The 17,050-nt window shown below is 68.7% G+C and carries 19 protein-coding genes and 2 pseudogenes; 8 read left to right on the forward strand and 13 right to left on the reverse strand.

Annotated features, from left to right (window positions below):
* Nucleotides 1-54: 54 nt before the first annotated feature.
* Both AB0D53_RS28180 and AB0D53_RS28185 read left to right on the forward strand, forming a co-directional pair.
* Nucleotides 55-845 (forward strand): annotated as a pseudogene (locus AB0D53_RS28180) (IS5 family transposase).
* A 335-nt stretch (nt 846-1,180) separates the two neighbouring features.
* Nucleotides 1,181-1,858, forward strand: coding sequence for a TetR family transcriptional regulator (locus AB0D53_RS28185; protein ID WP_362451580.1), 678 nt, complete (start codon nt 1,181-1,183; stop codon nt 1,856-1,858).
* A 29-nt stretch (nt 1,859-1,887) separates the two neighbouring features.
* Here AB0D53_RS28185 and thpR read toward each other — a convergent pair whose 3' ends face one another.
* Nucleotides 1,888-2,496, reverse strand: coding sequence for an RNA 2',3'-cyclic phosphodiesterase (gene thpR / locus AB0D53_RS28190; protein ID WP_362451582.1), 609 nt, complete (start codon nt 2,494-2,496; stop codon nt 1,888-1,890).
* Between the two features lie 62 nt (nt 2,497-2,558).
* On the opposite strand from thpR, the gene AB0D53_RS28195 reads away from it, so the two are divergent.
* Together AB0D53_RS28195 and AB0D53_RS28200 are read left to right on the forward strand one after the other, a co-directional pair.
* Entirely contained in the window at nt 2,559-2,840 is a 282-nt protein-coding gene (locus AB0D53_RS28195; protein ID WP_362451584.1) for a hypothetical protein, read from the forward strand.
* A 4-nt stretch (nt 2,841-2,844) separates the two neighbouring features.
* Nucleotides 2,845-3,663: a DUF2785 domain-containing protein gene (locus tag AB0D53_RS28200; RefSeq protein WP_362451586.1), complete on the forward strand. Its 819-nt coding sequence runs from the start codon at nt 2,845-2,847 to the stop codon at nt 3,661-3,663.
* Between the two features lie 72 nt (nt 3,664-3,735).
* Here AB0D53_RS28200 and hemC read toward each other — a convergent pair whose 3' ends face one another.
* The 3 genes from hemC to AB0D53_RS28215 all read right to left on the reverse strand — a co-directional run bounded on the left by hemC (nt 3,736) and on the right by AB0D53_RS28215 (nt 5,668).
* A complete protein-coding gene (gene hemC / locus AB0D53_RS28205) occupies nt 3,736-4,671 on the reverse strand; it encodes a hydroxymethylbilane synthase (RefSeq protein WP_362451589.1) in 936 nt (311 codons plus the stop codon).
* On the reverse strand, nt 4,658-5,128 hold the full coding sequence (locus AB0D53_RS28210) for a hypothetical protein (RefSeq protein ID WP_362451592.1): 471 nt from the start codon (nt 5,126-5,128) through the stop codon (nt 4,658-4,660). The genes hemC and AB0D53_RS28210 overlap by 14 nt, the downstream gene beginning before the upstream one ends.
* Nucleotides 5,129-5,323: 195 nt before the next feature.
* On the reverse strand, nt 5,324-5,668 hold the full coding sequence (locus AB0D53_RS28215; protein WP_362451595.1) for a hypothetical protein: 345 nt from the start codon (nt 5,666-5,668) through the stop codon (nt 5,324-5,326).
* Nucleotides 5,669-5,893: 225 nt separating this feature from the next.
* On the opposite strand from AB0D53_RS28215, the gene AB0D53_RS28220 reads away from it, so the two are divergent.
* Nucleotides 5,894-6,334: a nuclear transport factor 2 family protein gene (locus AB0D53_RS28220; RefSeq protein WP_362451911.1), complete on the forward strand. Its 441-nt coding sequence runs from the start codon at nt 5,894-5,896 to the stop codon at nt 6,332-6,334.
* 62 nt (nt 6,335-6,396) lie between these two features.
* Here the strand turns inward: AB0D53_RS28220 and AB0D53_RS28225 are convergent, their stop codons facing one another.
* The gene (locus tag AB0D53_RS28225) at nt 6,397-6,759 is read right to left on the reverse strand and encodes a DoxX family protein (protein ID WP_362451597.1); all 363 of its coding nucleotides are present in this window, start codon (nt 6,757-6,759) and stop codon (nt 6,397-6,399) included.
* Nucleotides 6,760-6,861: 102 nt separating this feature from the next.
* On the opposite strand from AB0D53_RS28225, the gene AB0D53_RS28230 reads away from it, so the two are divergent.
* Complete coding sequence (locus tag AB0D53_RS28230; RefSeq protein ID WP_362451600.1) at nt 6,862-7,773, forward strand: LysR family transcriptional regulator; 912 nt, start codon at nt 6,862-6,864, stop codon at nt 7,771-7,773.
* Nucleotides 7,774-7,839: 66 nt separating this feature from the next.
* On the opposite strand, the gene AB0D53_RS28235 is transcribed toward AB0D53_RS28230, so the two are convergent.
* From AB0D53_RS28235 to AB0D53_RS28255, 5 genes are all read right to left on the reverse strand, one after another.
* Nucleotides 7,840-8,295: a pyridoxamine 5'-phosphate oxidase family protein gene (locus tag AB0D53_RS28235; RefSeq protein WP_362451602.1), complete on the reverse strand. Its 456-nt coding sequence runs from the start codon at nt 8,293-8,295 to the stop codon at nt 7,840-7,842.
* A gap of 69 nt (nt 8,296-8,364) precedes the next feature.
* On the reverse strand, nt 8,365-8,991 hold the full coding sequence (locus AB0D53_RS28240) for a glyoxalase (RefSeq protein ID WP_362451604.1): 627 nt from the start codon (nt 8,989-8,991) through the stop codon (nt 8,365-8,367).
* 84 nt (nt 8,992-9,075) lie between these two features.
* On the reverse strand, nt 9,076-9,486 hold the full coding sequence (locus AB0D53_RS28245; protein ID WP_362451606.1) for a VOC family protein: 411 nt from the start codon (nt 9,484-9,486) through the stop codon (nt 9,076-9,078).
* Between the two features lie 281 nt (nt 9,487-9,767).
* The gene (locus AB0D53_RS28250; RefSeq protein WP_362451608.1) at nt 9,768-10,052 is read right to left on the reverse strand and encodes a hypothetical protein; all 285 of its coding nucleotides are present in this window, start codon (nt 10,050-10,052) and stop codon (nt 9,768-9,770) included.
* Between the two features lie 223 nt (nt 10,053-10,275).
* Nucleotides 10,276-10,845: a helix-turn-helix domain-containing protein gene (locus AB0D53_RS28255; protein WP_362451611.1), complete on the reverse strand. Its 570-nt coding sequence runs from the start codon at nt 10,843-10,845 to the stop codon at nt 10,276-10,278.
* Nucleotides 10,846-10,978: 133 nt separating this feature from the next.
* Between AB0D53_RS28255 and def the strand changes: the two genes are divergently transcribed.
* Both def and AB0D53_RS28265 read left to right on the forward strand, forming a co-directional pair.
* Nucleotides 10,979-11,638, forward strand: a complete 660-nt coding sequence (def, locus tag AB0D53_RS28260) for a peptide deformylase (RefSeq protein WP_362451613.1) — start codon at nt 10,979-10,981, stop codon at nt 11,636-11,638.
* 250 nt (nt 11,639-11,888) lie between these two features.
* Nucleotides 11,889-12,491, forward strand: a complete 603-nt coding sequence (locus AB0D53_RS28265; RefSeq protein WP_362451615.1) for a L,D-transpeptidase — start codon at nt 11,889-11,891, stop codon at nt 12,489-12,491.
* 522 nt (nt 12,492-13,013) lie between these two features.
* On the opposite strand, the pseudogene AB0D53_RS28270 reads toward AB0D53_RS28265, so the two are convergent.
* The 3 genes and pseudogenes from AB0D53_RS28270 to AB0D53_RS28280 all read right to left on the reverse strand — a co-directional run.
* Nucleotides 13,014-13,496 (reverse strand): annotated as a pseudogene (locus AB0D53_RS28270) (transposase); the annotation flags it as partial.
* 455 nt (nt 13,497-13,951) lie between these two features.
* Complete coding sequence (locus AB0D53_RS28275; RefSeq protein WP_362451617.1) at nt 13,952-16,396, reverse strand: NACHT domain-containing protein; 2,445 nt, start codon at nt 16,394-16,396, stop codon at nt 13,952-13,954.
* Between the two features lie 92 nt (nt 16,397-16,488).
* Nucleotides 16,489-16,959 carry a hypothetical protein gene (locus AB0D53_RS28280; RefSeq protein WP_362451619.1) on the reverse strand — a complete coding sequence of 157 codons (471 nt, stop codon included), beginning with the start codon at nt 16,957-16,959 and terminating at the stop codon, nt 16,489-16,491.
* Nucleotides 16,960-17,050: the final 91 nt, after the last annotated feature.

A 17,050-nucleotide genomic window follows, 5' to 3' on the forward strand; every position in this document is an offset into this window, starting at 1 on the left:
ACTCGGCCGTGGAACTGCTGGAGACTCGCGCAGGAGGAGAAGCCTGGTGCACAGATCTCCGTACGCAGTGGAGCACTCTCACGAGTACGCCGACACGTGGTGCCGGAGTCACCCTCGCGGCCTCAGGGGGCAGTCGGCATCGTCACAGTGGCCGGGAGGTCTCAGCCGCGGTCGTGTTCGTGGCGACATCGGGCTGCACGTGGCAGCGGTTGCCCACAGCATCGTTCGGTCATTCCGGGGCACTGCTCACCGCAGGTTCACCGAGTGGACGAAGGCCAGGGTCGGAGCCAAGCTCCACCGCCCGGCCCTCGACGAACTCGAGGCCCGCGGGGAACCGGCCTGGTCTCGTTGCGCGATCGACTCGGTGAACATGCGAGCCTGAGCAGGGGGACCTGACGGGTCCGAATCCTGTCGACCGGGGTGAGTACGGGGCGAAGATCCACCTAGTCACCGAGTGGACCGGTCTGCTCCTGTCCGTCGGAATCTCCGGCGCCAACGTCCACGACAGCCAGGTCTTGATCCCACTCGTGCAGGGCATACTGCTCATCCGATCCCGTCGAGGCCCTCGTCGCCGCAGGCCCGGCAAGGTCCACGCCGACAAGGGCTACGACTATTACCACCTACGGCAATGGCTCTCTCGGCGCGGAATCCGGCACAGCATCGCCCGCGGGGGCGTCAAGACCTCGCAGCGGCTCGGTCTACATCGCTGGACGATCGAACGGACCATGTCCTGGCTCGCCGACTGCCGTCGACTCCACCGCCGCTACGAGCGCAAGACCGAGCACTTGCCGGCCTTCACCAGCATCGACTGCACCCTCATCTGCTGCCGCAGGCTCGCAGATTGAGAGCTTATAAGAGGCCACCGAGGTGAACTCGGAAGTGAAGCCGGCCTCCGGGAAGCGCGCCTCCACCTCGAAGAATTTCAGCAGTAGCGCCAAGCCCGGCCGGTTCGCCCCCGACTTGCTCCAGAGCCGATCCTGGTCCTCCCCCAGCAGCGTCCAGACCCCGATCAGGTCCTCCGGTTCCCGGTTCCGACACACGCCCAGCTCCTCGTCTCGATCACCACAGCGCGACCACGGTGACGCAAGCACACAGAGAGCTACGTGTCACTTCGCGGCAGCTTCGCGAGCAGTGGGCCCATAACGGGGCGAATCGCTTCGCAAAGGGTTACGTTGAGCCCATGGCTCGCAGAGCTCCCCGTCACGCCGAAGCAGAACGCAACGATCAGGCCCTCCTGGAGGCCGCAGAGAGGGTTCTGGCCTTGGACGGGGCGCACGCATCGGTGGCCGCGATCGCCGCACGCGCCGGAGTCGGCATCGCCAGCCTCTACCGCCGCTACCGGTCCAAGGAAGAGCTCTTCCAGCGTCTGTGCGCGCTCTCGCTCGACCAGTGGATCCAGGCCGCCGAACACGGTCTGCGGCACGACGACCCGTGGGAAGGCCTCGCGCACTACATCAGCGCCTGCGTCGAGTTCAGCGGCGGCTCCCTCGGGCCGCTGGCCGGCACGATCGCCGTCACCGACGAGATGGCGGCCAAGTTCACCAGGTCGGATGAGCTGATGCGGGACCTGGTGGCCCGCGCGCATGCCGCTGGAGCACTCAGGTCGGACGCCACGGTCACCGACGTCTCGCTACTGATCGAACAACTCGGCAAGTCCCCCTTGATCGAGCAACTCGACCGGCAGGGGCGCACCGATCTGATCGACGCGGCGCGCGACGCCCGGAAGCGCACGATCGCCATCGCTCTCGACGGACTGCGCTCCGACCACTCGCGACTGCCCGGGACCGCCCCCTCCCTCGCCCTGCTGGCCGACCGCCGGGAGCACGCCTCCACGGATTCGACGACGCCGGACACGTGAGTAGTCGTCAGGGAGGCATGGGGACTGCCTCACGAGTCCGCTGAAGCTCCAGTGGGGCTCCCGTCGCCGAGGGCCCAGGACTCGATGTCGCGGTAATGGATCAGTCCCCTGCTGCGGCCGACGTTGCTGCCCACCAGGTGCAGACGTTCGGTGGTCCATGGACGCCCGGTGAAGCCGGTGAGCCTCTCGGCGATTTCTCCCACCGAGGACCGGTCCCCCCGGCGGGCACGGGCCAACGTCAGATGGGGCCGCAGGGGCCGGTCCTCGAAGGCGACACCGCGGCTCCTGACTGCGGTACGCACATCGGCGGCGAGCATGCGCAGCTCATCGAGTTCTCCGTCGATTCCGCTCCACAGCACCCGGTCGTCGAAGTTCCCGCTGCCACACAGTGCCAGAGACAGTGGCCGGTGGTCCGCCGCGAGGTCGGCGAGAGGCCGACGCAGGAGCGGAACCGTCCCGACAGGCAGCTCCCCGAGGAACGCCAGGGTGATGTGCCAGTCCTCGATGCGGTTCCACCGCATACGAGGGTGCGTGTCATAGGCGGGGCGCAGCTCCCGGGCGAGCTCGTCCTTCGCGTGGTCGGGCGGGGCGAGCGCGATGAACACGCGAACAGTGGCGGGCTGAGTCTGATCGTTCACACCGGACTTCGTACCGAACCCGGTGGTGGACGCGACGACCCGGGTGCGGCAAAAGAGCGTCTGTGGTCGTGATACGGAGGAAGCCACTTCCGCGGGCGGCGACGAAGCCGATTGTCCTGGCGCCGACGAGCCTGTGCGAACTGTTCGCCGCCCTGGAGCGTATCGGCTCGACGCCGCTCGACGGGCCGTTCGCCCTCGGTCTCGCGCTCACCGCCCGCCAGTCATGGGCCGAGCCACGCCCACCGCAGCAGCGATCGGCCGATGAAGGCGTGCCGGATGGCGCGTCCGGGACAACAGACACAAAAAAGTCATTACTGGTCCGTGCCGTCAACGTGAAAGCCTGACGCGATGAATGCCGATCTTGTCGACTGGCCGTCGATCGCAGCTGCCGATTTTCCCTTTCCCGATTTCATGCCCGCTTCACGGCTCGCCGACGAACTGTCGGCCGTGCTGGTCTCGCCAGACCCTGAAATCCGTGACGACCACGGTTACACCGCCGCTTCCCGCTGGATCGCGGAAGGGCACTTCGATGAAGTCCTGGAAGCACTCGGAGACACCGCCACCGCCCGATTCGCCCACCCCGAGGTTCAGGCCCGGACCTTCGCCCCGCTGGTCCTCTGCTCCGTTCTGACACGCGGGCACACAGTCCCCGGCCTCGTATCAAAGGAAGCCACGGAACGCTGGTACGCAGGATTCACGGCCTGGTATCCGGCCGAGCACGACACGCATGGCTGGGACTACTCCCTGGGCTGGCTGCACGCCGTCGCGCATGGCGCCGACGCCACCGCCGCGTTCGCGAAGGCCCTGCCCGGCCGCCGCACCGAACTCCTCGGACTGTGCGCCCTCAGGATGACAAACGCGCAAGTCGACTACCGTTACGCGCAATCGGAGGACGCGCGCCTTGCCCGTGCGCTCACACGCGTCCTCCAGGGCCCCGGCCTCACACGCGAGCAGGCCACCGGCTGGCTGAGCGTGGTGGCAAAGGCGCTGGAAGGCGTCGGCCCCGGTCCGCTCCCGATCTGGGCGTTCAACACCTTCGCCACCCTCCAGTCCCTCCATGTGCACCTGGTTCGCGGTCTTGCCGACGAAGGCGTCCCGCCGCATGCCGAGGCCGTTGCCGCCCGTACCGCCGATCTCCTCCGCCTGCCCTACCGCTGGCTCGCCTGACATGGAGAAGGTCCGGCCCAGGTCCCCCGACGCCCTCGGCGACGGACTCGCTTCGGATGACGGGGCCGGCGGTCAGTGCGCGATGCCGTCGATCAGCTCGCGTGCGCCCTGGCGCAGCAGGCTGACGGCGACGGAGGTACCGAGGGTGGCGGGGTCGAGGGGGCCGGCCCATTCGTGGGCGTTGAGGACGGTCTTGCCGTCGGGGGTGAAGACCTTGGCCCGCAGGGACAGTTCGCCATTGCCTTCGACCTGGGCGTATCCGGCGATGGGGCTGTTGCAGTGGCCCTGGAGGACATGGAGGAACATGCGCTCGGCGGTGGTCTCGCGGTACGTGGCGGGGTGACCGAGCGGGCTGACGGCGTCGATCAGTTCGGTGTCGCCTTCGCGGCACTGCAGAGCCAGGACGCCGGCTCCGATCGGTGGGCACATCATCTCGATCGGCAGGATCTCGGTGATCACGTCGGTGCGGTCGATGCGTACGAGTCCGGCGACGGCCAGGAGCAGGGCGTCGGCCTCGCCCGCGGCGAGCTTCTCCAAGCGGCGGTTGGCGTTGCCGCGCATCGGTACGCATTCCAGGTGCGGGTGGGACGCGGCCAGTTGGGCGATGCGGCGTACGGAGGACGTGCCGATGCGGGAGCCGGGCGGGAGCTGGTCGAGGCGCAGACCGTCGGGGTGGATGAGCGCGTCGCGGATGTCGTCGCGTTCGAGGAAGGCGGCGAAGGTGGTCCCGGCGGGCAGGGGCCGGTCCGCCGGGATGTCCTTGACGCAGTGCACCGCGAGATCGGCTTCCCCGGCGAGCAGTGCCTGGTCGACCTCCTTGGTGAACGCGCCCTTTCCCTCGACCTGGGCGAGGTCGCCCATCCATTTGTCACCCGTCGTCCTGACCGGGACGACTTCGGTGGCGGTGGTGGGGTGGAGTGCGGCCAGCTCGGCACGGACGCGCTCCACCTGGGCGAGGGCCATGGGCGAGTCTCGGGACACGATACGGATCAACTCAGGGGCGGACATACCGCTCACGATAGACCGTCAGGTCCGGGTTCCGACGCGCGCCCCGAGCATCCATGTCGGTTGATCGGAACGCAAGTTGGCTTGATCGGGCAGATGTGCGAGGAGAGCGCGTGGCGGGACGCCTGATCCGAACCTGACCGGGGCCCGGGCCGGACCGTTCGCTTTCCGGTGTTGTTCGCACGCCCGCGTACCAGGGACAGGAGATCTCGTCCACGCTCTCCGTCAGCACCGCGTCGGGGACCTCGGGCAGGCTGTGCAGGGCGTATGCGCCGCGCAGCGGCATCGGCGCCGATGCCACGCGCGGATGCACCGCACCGGCCGCCACCTCGCCCCGGGCCACGGGGCGGGAGAACAGTGTCAGCCACTCCGTGTCCGTGTTGCTGCCCCCGACCTGCTCCCGGAGCCTCATGACCAGGTCGAGGTCGCCGGCCGCTGCCGCGAGCAGGGCTAGCAGCACAGCGCCCTGCGGTGACGATCACGTCGTGTTCGCCGCGCGCAGCCGGCGCCGGCGTGAGAAAAGCCGGCTGGGAAAGGCCGGCTGCCCGAGGCCGGCCAGGAGAAGGCCGACGAGACGGCTACCGGGGTCCAGGGACGGCCCGGCGGACATCCGGTCGGCGTCGCCGACCGGATGCAGGCCCCACAGGACGTCCTCTCAGCACTCGCGCAGACCGGGCGCGGGGTCCTGGCCCGTGCTCACGTCCGCTGCCGGAACGTTGCCCCACGCGCCGTTGTCGAGCTCTGTCCAGTACCAGATGTCGTTCCCTCCCGGGTGGGGGTCGCCGTGTCCCCAGCACTGGAACCAGCTGAAGGTGCCGTTGAGCGTGCCACGGGTCGCGGAGCGGTACGAGCGGTCGGCGTACCCCTTCGCGCCCGCCTTGTTGCCGCAGTACAGCCTGCCGTCGGAGCGGACCGCGCAATCGGCGGCATGAGCGGCCGGTACGGGTACGGACAGGGCGAGCAGGGTGGTCGCGGCGAAGACGCCGAGGGCCGTGGTCATACGTCGAATGATCATGGTCGACTCAACGGTCGCCCCCGGACGAAGTCACGCTCACCTGCGCGTACGGCGGACAGCGTTCCCCCGTACGGCCGTTGGCACCGGCGGGATGGGTACTCTGTGGCCACCGAGGGCACCGCACGCCGGAGACCGCCGCTGCTGCTCGAAGCCCCTTGGAGACAGTTGGAGACAGAAGTGTCCGCATCCGCATCCCGGTCCGTCGACACGATGACGAGTTGCCGGGCCGTCGAGAACCTGATCGCGCGTTACGCCGAGCTCGTGGACGACGGGGATTTCGCGGGGCTCGGTCTTCTGCTCGCCGACGCGTCCTTCGCGGGCAGCGGAGCGCCGGTGAGCGGCCGCGCGGCGATCGAGAAGATGTTCCGGGACACGCTGATCGTCTACGCCGACGGCACTCCGCGGACCCAGCACGTCACGACCAACATCGCCATCGAGGTCGACGAGCAGACCCGCACGGCGGTGTCACGTTCGTACGTCACCGTGTTGCAGGCGCTGCCCGAACTGGCGCTGCAGCCCATCGCCGCCGGCCGGTACCGGGACCGCTTCGAGCATCGTGACGGGGAGTGGCGCTTCGTGGAGCGGCGCGCCGACATCAAGCTCGTCGGCGATGTGAGCCGCCACCTGCGCGGGGTCGCCGAGCAGCCGTAGGGGCTGCCGGGTCCGCCCGGGCCCTGTCGGGAACACCAGGCCGGTCCCGATCCGCACCATGTCTAATCCCTGACGGCGACTGCGAGAACGAGAACGAGAGACGCAGCGGCCAGGACCAGATAGGCGCCGGGGAACACGATGTTGTGGTGGACGCGGGCACGGATGTGTGTGGCTATCGCACCGATGAAGAACAGGACGAGTCCCGTCGCGGCGGCCACGCCGATGGCCGTGAATCCCATGAGGCCGAGCAGGAGTCCGGCGGCTCCCGCGGCCTTGAGCGCGGCGAGCCGCGGGATCCAGGTCTGCGGGACGCCCACCTCGGTCGAATTCGCGACGACGAACCCGGCCCTTGAGAAGTCGGCTGCGGCGATCCCGGCATTGGCCAGGATCGTGATGACGGTGATGATCGCGTAAGCGGTGAACATGTGCCGCTCCCTCCACTCTCTCGGAGCTCTGTCTGCTCGCTGCGGCAAGCCTCCCCCCGAGCCCTGAGTGACTTCCAATACCTGTTTCCATAACCTGATGGCATGGATGTGGACACTCGGCTGCTGCGCTACTTCGTCGCCGTGGCGGAGGAGGGGTCCCTCACCCGTGCCGCGGAGCGGCTGTTCGTGTCCCAGCCGGCGCTCACCAAGCAGATCAAGCAGCTGGAGGCGTTGCTGGGGGTGCGGCTGTTCACGCGGTCCCGCACCGGCATGGCACTCACCGAACCGGGCCGGGCCCTGGGAGAGCGGGTGCCCGCGCTGCTGGCCGAGTGGGACCAGGTGCTGCGTGAGACCAGGAGCGCGGCCGACCGGGCGGCCCGTGTGCTGCGGGTCGGCTTCATGGCCAGTGCAGCCAACGAGGCGACTCCGCGCATCATCGCGGAGTTCGCCCGGTGCCGGCCGGGCTGGCGGGTGGACATGCGGCAGGCCGCCTGGACGCAGCCGAGCGCCGGGCTCGCCGACGGGGACGTCGACGTCGCCCTGCTGCGGCTGCCGTTCCCCGGCCAGGACGCGCTGCGGACGGTGGTGCTGTTCACCGAGCCCCGCTGGATCGCCCTCCCCGCGGGGCACCCTCTCGCCGCGCGCGAGGTGATTCCGTTCCGGGATCTGTGGGACGAGCCGTTCGTGGCCGCCCCGCCCGAGACCGGCTGGTGGCGCGACTACTGGCTGGCCACCGACGAACGCGAGGGCCACCCGGTCCGCATCGGCGCCGTCACCGACCAGCCGGACGACTGGCTGAGCGCGATCGCCAATGGCTACGGCATGGCCCTGGCCCCCGCGTCGGCCGCCCGCTTCTACGCCCGTCCGGGCATCGTCTACCGCCCTGTCAGCGGTGTCGGCCCCAGTCGGGTCGGCGTCGTGTGGGCCCGCGCCGACGACGCCGATCCCGTCGTCCAGGACTTCGTCCGCTGCTGTGTCGACAACAGACCGCAGCCGACGGAGAGCGGCGACTGATCCACGTCCGCGGGGCCGACGCACCATCCGGATTCGGGGCGGGGGGGTGTTCCGGTACGGGGGTGGTCAGCCGAGCCAGTTGCCGTCGCGCATGAGGGTGCGTCCCTGCAGCTCGTTCGCCTCCCGCCAGGCGTGAATGCGCCGGGGCAGGATCCGGAAGTACTGGTAGGTCTCGTCGAGTCCGCGCGGGTCGAAACCGGTCCTGGCAGCGAACGCGTCGCCCGCCTCCGGACCGAGGTCGGTCAGGTCCACCGGCTCGGCGGTGCCGTCGATGACGACGACGTCGCGCGTCGGCCCGAGGCCGAGTCGTACCCGGCCGTCCGCCAGCAGATTGCGGCCGGTGACCGAGGTGCGCGGCGTCGAGACGAGGAACGCGGTTCCGTCCCAGAGGTACGAGAGCGGGACGAGGTGGGCGCCGTCCGGGGTGCCCGAGGTCGCGACCCAGATGTCGATCTCGCTCTCAAGCTTCGCGCGGGTGTCCCGCAGCCTCTCCTCAAGTCCACGCGGCGGCGCGCCTGACATGTTTTCCTTTCCCTCCGGTCATTTCGTGCGGGGCCGTTCCTCGGCTCGACGGCGGTCAGCAGGGGTGCTTCAGGGCGTATGTGCCGGTGAGGCAGCCTCCCATGCGAACCCGTCCGGGTCGGTGAAGGGCCCGGCGTCGCCGCCGATCACGAGCCCGTGCGATCCGGTTCCGTCCGGGGAGACGCCGACGTCCTTGGCCAGGGCGCGGTGCCTGTACAGCGCCAGCTTCACGGGGCTCGCCCCGGCGGCGAACTCGACGTACACACGGCTGAAGCTCTTCGCCACGGCCAGGCCCCGGTCGACGTAGAACCGCTTGCTCGCCACCACGTCCGTGACTCCCAGCAGGAGCACGATGTCGTCGATCTGCCTGGTGGCGGGTCCGGTGTCCTTCTTCGCCGAGGTCGCGACCTTCCAGATGGTCCCGTCCGGGGCCTGTACGACGCCGCCGTAGCCCCAGAGAGACTTCGCGGCGGGCTTCAGCGATGTGGCTCCCGCGTCGAGTGCGGCGTCGATGAGGTTGTTGACGGTGGCCGGCTGGGACACCGTGAGCGCGAGCGCGAACCCGCGGAAGCCGGCTGTGGACGCTTCCGAGGCCCGCAGGCGCACCTGCGTGTCCAGGCCGAAGGCGGTGGTGCAGAAGTGGTGGGCCGCCGTGGGGTCGGCCACTTCCAGGGTGACGGTTTCGATGGATGCCATGTCCGTCACGCTAGTTGCGGCCCGACGACCGGTGCTTCTTGATTCCTGATCGGTCCTGCCGCCCCGGCCGTCCGCTTCGGACGGTCAGCGCAGTTCCTGGAGGCGGACGAGGTTGCCCGCGGGGTCACGGAAGGCGCAGTCGCGGATGCCGTACGGCTGCTCGGTCGGCTCCTGGACGACCTCGGCGCCACCGGCCCGCACCTGGTCGAAGGTGCCGTCGAGGTCCCGGGTGGCCAGGAGGATCCAGCCGTAGGTGCCCTTGGCCATCATCTCGGCAATGGCCCGGCGCTCGTCCTCGGTGACCCCGGGGTCGGCGGCCGGCGGGGCCAGGAGGATGGACGTGCTGGGCTGGCCGGCGGGGCCGACCGTGATCCAGCGCATCTTGCCCTGTCCCACGTCGCTGCGGACCTCGAAGCCGAGGATGTCGCGGTAGAAGGCCAGGGACTCCTCCGGGTCGTCGTGCGGAAGGAAGCTCGTGTGAATGGTGATGTCCATAACGATCAGGCTAGAGCCGGCTCGGCGACCGCACCCCTCGAACCGGAGCGCCCGGACGCGATCGCCGAATCCACCCCCGCCGTCCTTCCCGACGCGAGCCGGGACGGCGAGGTGGCGTACGAGGCGGTGCACACGCGGTGGCCCGGGGCACTGGCCGCCCGAGGGGTCCGTCCGACCGGGTGACCGTGCGCGGAGGAGGGCGTACGCCTACGCGCTCCTCCCGACCACCTGCCGGGAGTGCACGGCCGTTGGGCTGCTACCGGCTGTTCTTGAGGTGGCGCTCAGGGCATACACGTTCTTGTCGTGCCGCCGACACACACGACTCCAGCGGCCACCGTCGGGGTCGGTGTGACCGCGTCGCCGGTGGTGTTTCGCCACCTGAGCAGGGAGGCGTTGCCGGAGGACCTGCGGTCGGGGGTCCTGTGGTCGGGAGTCCTGTGGTCGGGGGCGTTCTGGTCGAACAGGGCGAAGGCAGCGGCGACGTACCAGGCGATGCCGCAGTCGAGGACCTCGCCCCTGCCGTCCAGAGTGAGCACGAGGTTCGCCGGTTCCAGGTCCCCTCGCACCACTCCGGCCGTTGCGCCGCCTGCAGCGCCTCGGCGGCCTGCGCCGCCCAACCCACGGCGGTGGACACCCCGGGTACGCGGTCCTCGCCGAGCACGGCGTCCAGGTCCCGCCAGGTCAGGTGCTCCATCACCGGGCGGCTCACTGCCGGCAGGGCGGAATCGACTCGGACCCGCGATGCTCCGCCCGCCCCGGGGCGCCCGGCATCGGGCATACGGACCCGGCTCAGGGCCGCTCGGTGAGCAGGGGGAAGAGCCTCGTGACCGCGGCGACGGCCACCGTGCCCGCCGGGCGGGTCGCGGGGCGCTGGTCCCGTTCGCGGTAGCCGGCCAGCAGGAGGCGGATGGCGGCGGCGAGTTCGGTCATCTCCCCCGGGGTGAGGTGCACCACGGCACTGAACGACTCGTCGTGCTGCCACTCGGCCGGCGCCTGGTCCCGGTGGGCCAGCCAGTGCTGGTAGCTCTCGTCCTCCAGCCCGCGCGCCAGCGTGTCGAACCGTTCCGGCGCTTCCTGGCCGGAGGCTCGGGAGGACTCCCAGCGGAGCCGCCACGGTCGCGCCCGCCCGCCCTCGTGCGGCGCTTCCTCGATGAGGCCGTGCCGGGCGAGCTGGCGCAGGTGGAATGAGCAGAGGCCGGAGCTGTGGCCGAGCCGGGCGGCGGCCTGCGTGGACGTGACGGTGCCGACCTCGGCGAGGAGGTCCAGCAGGGCGACGCGTACGGGATGGTCCGGGAGGGGCTGCCGGGCACGTTGCGACGGCGGTCCCACGGGTGCTGACTGACGTTTTTCATCGCTCACTTTGCAAAGGGTGCTACTTTGCAAAGCATTCGGTCAAGTCGGTCGCGACCGACCTGAGTTCGGAGTTCGGAGTTCGGAATCCCGAGTACGGCCTCTGACCGGCTCGGGCACGCACGGAAGGCGTTGATGATCCATGGCCGTTCGGTTCGATGACACCCCGCACGACCGCCGGGTTCGCGTGCAGGGCGAACCCGTCGAGTCCTATCCGCGGTTCGCGCCGGAGGTGGAACGGGGCGCGGTACGCCGCATCACCGTCGTCGGGGAGGAGATTCTGCGCCGTCGATGCCAGGAGGTCACCCGGTTCGGCACGCCGGAGCTCTCACGGCTGATCGACGACATGTTCGCCACGAACCAGGTGGCGGAGGGCGCGGGTCTCGCCGCCAACCAGGTCGATGTGGATCTGCAGCTGTTCGTGTGGGACATCACGGACGAATGGGGGGTCCGCCATGTCGGGCACATCGCCAATCCCGTTCTGGACGAGGTACCTGCCGAGGATCGCAGGCTGGTCGAGGAATCCGAGGGATGCCTGTCCGTTCCAGGCCCGTACCGTGTGGTGCCCCGGCTCGACCGTGCCGTCGTACGGGGCCGTGACAGGAACGGCGCGCCGCTGGTGATCGAGGGCCGGGGCTACTTCGCCCGGTGCCTGCAGCACGAGACGGACCACCTGCGCGGCCACCTCTATCTGGACCGGCTTGCCCAGCGGGAACGGAAGGCCGCCCTGCGCGAGATGGCCGATTCCAAGGAGGAGATGTTCGCCCGGCGTGCCGCCCTGGCCACGGAGCTGGGCAAGTAGCGCCGCTCGCGCCTGCCTGCCATGGCAGACATAAGCGCAGGTCGGAGCGGTGCATAGGTGCATGCATGACCGGCCATCGGCGCATGACGGCCAGGCGTTCCCTACGCCCGTTCCGAGGGCTCATGGTTGATCCACGGCGCCCCGCACCGCACGGTCCCCACGGCTCGACGCGGGACCGATGGAGCCCGGGAAGAAGCTCCCGGACTCCCGGGGCATGCCGGCCCGACCAACCTCGAAGGAGTGATCACCCATGTCCGCGACCTCTCCCCTGCGTACCCGTGCCGCTGTCATCGGTCTGAGTGCCATGGCCGTGGTGACCGTTGCCGCCGCCACCGCCCCGAGCGGTCAGGCCGCGTCCGCGTCCGGCGGCCGTCCGGCTGCGGCCGCCGCCGTCACCACCTTGAAGTTCGTGCGCAACGCCAGTGACCCTCAGAACTCGCGTCTGATGGTGGTACGCAACAACAAGACGGAGGCCGTCTTCCGCGCCGGCTCCGGGCTCGGCCGGAACAACGCGAAGGGGCGCGACGAGTGCGCCCCGGGCAAGGGCTGGCTGCCCGCCGGCACGTACACCGTCGGCGCCCGCCAGACCCGCTACAACGGCAACTTCATCAAGGGGTACGCCATCCCGCTGAGCAACAAGACATGCAAGAACGGCCGGACCACTCGTACGGAACTCTTCATCCACAGCGAGATGACCCGTACCGGAGGCCAGGGCAGCACCGAGAGCCGGCGCTGGGACGGCGTGGGCGACTACAAGTCCGCGGGCTGCATCAAGCTCGCCCCGGAGGACATCAAGAAGCTGTTCCGCAACCTCGGCCGGGGCTCGGCGCCCAACCGTCTCGTCGTCGTCTGACGGTGCGGGGCGGCTGTGCTCCGAGGCCACGGCCCGGGGGCACAGCCGCCGCACCGGTCGTACCCGCCGGTGCGTACGTCCGTCGCACAGCGCCCCGCCTCCAAGATCACAAGCAATAGTCAATACCTGTCGATGGCTTGGTCACGGTGGCGGGTTGGTTCCCTGGATGGCCTGCCAGCCCGAGCGCGGGGTGGCTGACGTCAGGAATTGGACTCCTGTGCCTTGAAAGGTCACGAGCGCGGTGTGGACGGGGTCAAGTTCCTCGATGGAACGGTGGTGGGCGAGGATCTGCGTCAGTTCCAGATCGATGGCTTCCGCCGAGTCGCGGATACGATCGAACCGGGCGCCGCGGCGAACCGGCCCGCGCATGCAGCGCACGGTGGCGGCGGCCTCGGTCGGGTTCACGATGTTGACCTGATCGATCGCCAGTTCCACCTCGACCGCGTGGCTGCCGGGGGCGGGGTGCTCGGTCATGTCGCCACCTCGGCGCGTTCGATCAGGATGCCGTTCTCGAAGCGGGAGACCGGAGCGGACCAGGGCAACGAGGTGGGCTCCGGTGATCGCGCGCCAGCGGGCCTGGGCGGATTCGACGAGCTTGAACATTATCGCAAGGTTGGCGGCGGGGCTGCCGCCGCCGCGGGTGACCTTGGTCCGGAACTTGACGGTGGAGAACCTCGACTCGATCGGGTTCGTGGTCCGCAGGTGGATCCAGTGCCCGGCTGGGAAGTCGTAGAACGCCAGCAGTTCCTCAGCGTCGTCGGTGATCCTCGCGACGGCCTCGGAGAACCTCGCGCCGTAGGTGCGCGCGAACGCCTCGATCGCCTTGGCCGCGTGGGCGCGGCCCTCGGCGTTGTAGATCTCCTGCATCGCCTTGGTGGCCCCGGGCTGGGCGGACTTCGGCAGGGCGTTCGTGACATTCCTGGTTCTGTGGACCCAGCATCTCTGATGCCGGGCTGTGGGGAACACCTCGGCCAGGGCCCGCCACAGTCCCGTCGCACCGTCGCCGTCCGTCCTGGTCAGCCTCGGCACACGGCCCATCAAGCTGCCGGCGCCGCTGAACGGACTCACGCTGGAACTCGTCGCATCACGGGCCACCGACACGCTGATCCGGCACGAGAGCGACTGGCTCTTCCTCGGCAGAAGCGCGGGCATCCCATCCATGAGTCACAACTATGCCGGCGGCTGAGCGCGATCGGCGTCAAGTCAGGGCAGGGCAGGGCCGGAGCATCGCGATGTTCGCGCTCGCCCAGGAGGTGCCCGCGGGACTCCTGTCGAAGATGCTCGGAGTGCACATCAACGTGACCGTCGCCTGGCAGCACACGAGCGGCGGGGACTGGATGGGGCACGCCGCCGAGGTTGCGGCCCGGTCCGCCATCCGCATCGGCTCTCGGGCGAAGGACGCCACGGATGCCTCCGGTGGTCAGCCGGCGTGGCGGCGCGGGCGTACGTGCGGAACTCAACTAGGCGCCCGGCTTGCCCCAATTTTTGCGTACCAGGTCAGCCACAACAGCCTTGTCCCACTTCTGTGCCGACGTGGAAGCGGCCGGGCTTCCCTCATTCGCCCGTCCTCCGCCGCCCGGAGTCTGATGTGATGGCGGAAGCGGTTCGGCCACCCTCCGCAGGGTTGAGGCAGCCAGTTCCTGCACATCACGCCGTGCTTCAGCGTTCTGCGCCACCTGCTGCACCATGCTGAACGCGCTGGCGGGCGCCAACTCGTCGAGGGCCTTGACTACGGTCACGAATTCCATTGGGCCATAGCTCACCGATGCCAGTTTGGATAGCGTCGACAGCATCCCGACGGCGACGTCCCGCAAATCATCCACCTCAGCCAGCGACTGGATCGCTTGCACCCGGATACCGAACTGAACATTCGTATCATTGGCCAAGTGATACAGCGCCTGCGGCCCTTCGGGGTCACCAACTCCAACCAGGGTGTCGGCAGCCTCCAAGCGATCACGATCACTGACGGATCCATCTCTCGCACGCCTGAACAGGAATGCGGCCTCTTCGCGTTCACGGTACTCATCAACCAGCCACTGCTGAAGGTCCCGATGCCGGAATTGATAGGTGCGCCCTGTCGTACGCATCAAACCTGCCCGGTGGGCCCACGAAAGGAAATGGGCGAGACGCAGCGGTGCCATACCCCGGCAGGAGCCGACCGCAATAGCTATCACATAGCGCACCCAGGCCCGTCCGACGACATACGGAAGTATCGCCAGGGCCAATACCAAAGCGACTTTCGCCCAGAAAGGAGCAAGCATGCCCATAGAGCCGACTGCCAGCGCGCTCACCACAGCGTCCTGCCGCAGAGGAGCACTGGGCTTGAGGACGGGTTCGGCGTCAGCTTCCGCAAATATGACCGGAATCGCCTCGTAGGCAACCTGGGCGCATGCCCACAAAAAGAGTCCGAGAGAGATAGCAATGGTCGTTCCGAGCGCATACAGCGGTGCAAGCAACCACGAAGTGGGGATTAGAAACTTCATGATCAGCATGACGATGACCGCAAAGCCGAGGAGTGCTGACCCGACCCAAGTCCAGATGTGTCGGCCCGCCCTCCCCTTCAGGTGCAGTTCAACAACGTCCGGATTTCGGCGCAAAATATCCCAGAGCGATTCGCCTTCCTCTCTCTTCCGCCGCCGGGGGTGAATCGGTCGGATCGGTTCGACAGAGATTCCCATGGCGAACCCGCCGAGCATGACCCCGAAGAATATTGCACCAAAGGCGAGCCACATCGGGTTTTCGCCCGGAAGGTGAATCGTCCTGGATCTGAACCAGAAAAGTAACCCGCCACCGACGAGAGTAAATACGATCCAGTGGAGCGCCTGCACGCGCTTGCGACCGAAAATCGACTCAAGTCGATAGAGCGAAATGTCTGAAACTGGGCCGCTACCGTCAACACTCTCATTGCCGGGGTTCGTCGAATTAACCGCGAACGACGTGAGCCACTTCTTGACCCGCTTGGCGTCGTAGCCCCGGTGCGGAGAAGTTTCGATCGCCACGGGAATGAGTCTCTCCAGCAGGACTCTGTCCACTTCTCCCAAGGCCTCAAGAGCCAGCAGGTCCCGTGGGTCGCGTCCCCCCGAGTAGACGGTGGTGGCCAGGTAGAGCCGCCACGGGGTCCCCAGGGCTCCGGCCGGGAGTTGGTCCAGATGGTCGATGACTTCAGCCCAGGCGCGTTTCTCGCCCTCGGATCGCGCCGCAAGGGCCTGTTCGAGGTAGCTACGGATCTGTCCGGTGTCGAGTTCTTCGACTTTGGCGACAGCTGATGACGCAAGACCACCGTGATCGCGACTCACCCGCTCGTACGTCGTGGCCCGGCACGTGAGTACCAGGGGGGTGGCTCCGCGCGGGCCGTGGTAACGGTTGATCTGTTCGAGTGCTCGCGCCGCCCTCATCGACGAGCCGGCCTCGCCGTCCATTTCGTCGAGCCCGTCCAGGACGGGCAGGACCATGCGTTGGGCCACCAGCACCTCCGCTGCGCGGAGGCGGACGCTGTACGTCTCACTGACCTGCCGCACCAGCCAGCGCTCCAGCGGCGTGTCGGTATCCCACTCAGCAAGGGACAGCCGCACGGGCACCGGTTGTTCCGGGCGCCGCCGCTGCAGCAGCAACAGCACCAGTTCCAAAGCCAGTACGGTCTTGCCCGCGCCGGCCGCCCCGGTGATGACCAGCCGTCCTTCGGCCAAGGCCGCATAGGCGTCGACCAACTCACCCAGCGTTCCGGGCACGGGGTTGCCGGCACCGCGCAGAAGCGTCACCCGTACGGTGAACGGGACATCCGCCGCAGTCGCAGCCGGCCCCAACAGGCTGCTCCGTGCCGTGCGTTCCACCACGACGACCTTCTGGGCGAGCCTGGCGGCCTGCCTCAATAGAGTCACCGCCGCCGGCTCGGCGTAGTAGGCCACGCTGGCAGCCTGCCCGACGGCCAGCCCGCCGTGAGTCGCGGTGATAGCCGTCTGGGCGTGAATCTGAGGGGCTTGCGAGGCGCCGGGCTCGGTCAGCCCTGATCCGGGTCCGGCGACGAAGGGGTGCCGACCGTCACATCCCCCATCCGCAACGCGGCCACGCCATGGTCGGCACGGATGCTGACGTTCCCGCCAACAGCCTGACCGCCGTCGCCCGCCGAAACCACGCGGAGCGCGTCCTGTTCATGGAGCAGGGCGCGCAGAGCCTCCGCGGCCGCCTTCCGCTCCTCGTCCTCCATGCCTTCCAGCACCATCTCGAACCGGGCCTGCCATACGGCCTGTTCGCTCAGCCTGACCTGCGCTTCGTCGCCGCTGTCAGCCGCAGCAATCGTCGCCGCGCTCTGCTCCAAGCGCACCAGCGCCGCCTGCTCGCGCGCCTCCTGACCGCGACCGAACCAACGCGCTACCACTTGCTGAAGACTCTGCCACGAGCTGGTTCCCGCTGCCTGCGCCACAGCAAGCCCGCCAGCGGCGGCCAGCGCTGTGAGTGCCTCCCCGATCATTCCTGTCCCCCAGTCGTCCGACGGCAGATGCTCTGGACCCTAGTGCCACACGCTGATCACTGACAGCGACTTCACGACAAACACACGACGC

The sequence above is a fragment of the Streptomyces sp. NPDC048295 genome (assembly GCF_040652135.1).
In the GTDB taxonomy this organism is placed as follows: domain Bacteria; phylum Actinomycetota; class Actinomycetes; order Streptomycetales; family Streptomycetaceae; genus Streptomyces.

What these genes read in the sequence shown, in the direction of transcription:
- AB0D53_RS28225 (WP_362451597.1), bottom strand. Translation starts at nt 6,759, where the DNA reads ATGTTCACCGCTTACGCGATCATCACCGTCATCACGATCCTGGCCAAT.
- AB0D53_RS28240 (WP_362451604.1), bottom strand. Translation starts at nt 8,991, where the DNA reads ATGGCATCCATCGAAACCGTCACCCTGGAAGTGGCCGACCCCACGGCG.
- AB0D53_RS28280 (WP_362451619.1), bottom strand. Translation starts at nt 16,959, where the DNA reads ATGATCGGGGAGGCACTCACAGCGCTGGCCGCCGCTGGCGGGCTTGCT.
- AB0D53_RS28235 (WP_362451602.1), bottom strand. Translation starts at nt 8,295, where the DNA reads ATGTCAGGCGCGCCGCCGCGTGGACTTGAGGAGAGGCTGCGGGACACC.
- AB0D53_RS28245 (WP_362451606.1), bottom strand. Translation starts at nt 9,486, where the DNA reads ATGGACATCACCATTCACACGAGCTTCCTTCCGCACGACGACCCGGAG.
- AB0D53_RS28230 (WP_362451600.1), top strand. Translation starts at nt 6,862, where the DNA reads ATGGATGTGGACACTCGGCTGCTGCGCTACTTCGTCGCCGTGGCGGAG.
- def (WP_362451613.1), top strand. Translation starts at nt 10,979, where the DNA reads ATGGCCGTTCGGTTCGATGACACCCCGCACGACCGCCGGGTTCGCGTG.
- AB0D53_RS28200 (WP_362451586.1), top strand. Translation starts at nt 2,845, where the DNA reads ATGAATGCCGATCTTGTCGACTGGCCGTCGATCGCAGCTGCCGATTTT.
- hemC (WP_362451589.1), bottom strand. Translation starts at nt 4,671, where the DNA reads ATGTCCGCCCCTGAGTTGATCCGTATCGTGTCCCGAGACTCGCCCATG.
- AB0D53_RS28185 (WP_362451580.1), top strand. Translation starts at nt 1,181, where the DNA reads ATGGCTCGCAGAGCTCCCCGTCACGCCGAAGCAGAACGCAACGATCAG.
- AB0D53_RS28215 (WP_362451595.1), bottom strand. Translation starts at nt 5,668, where the DNA reads ATGACCACGGCCCTCGGCGTCTTCGCCGCGACCACCCTGCTCGCCCTG.
- AB0D53_RS28265 (WP_362451615.1), top strand. Translation starts at nt 11,889, where the DNA reads ATGTCCGCGACCTCTCCCCTGCGTACCCGTGCCGCTGTCATCGGTCTG.
- AB0D53_RS28220 (WP_362451911.1), top strand. Translation starts at nt 5,894, where the DNA reads ATGACGAGTTGCCGGGCCGTCGAGAACCTGATCGCGCGTTACGCCGAG.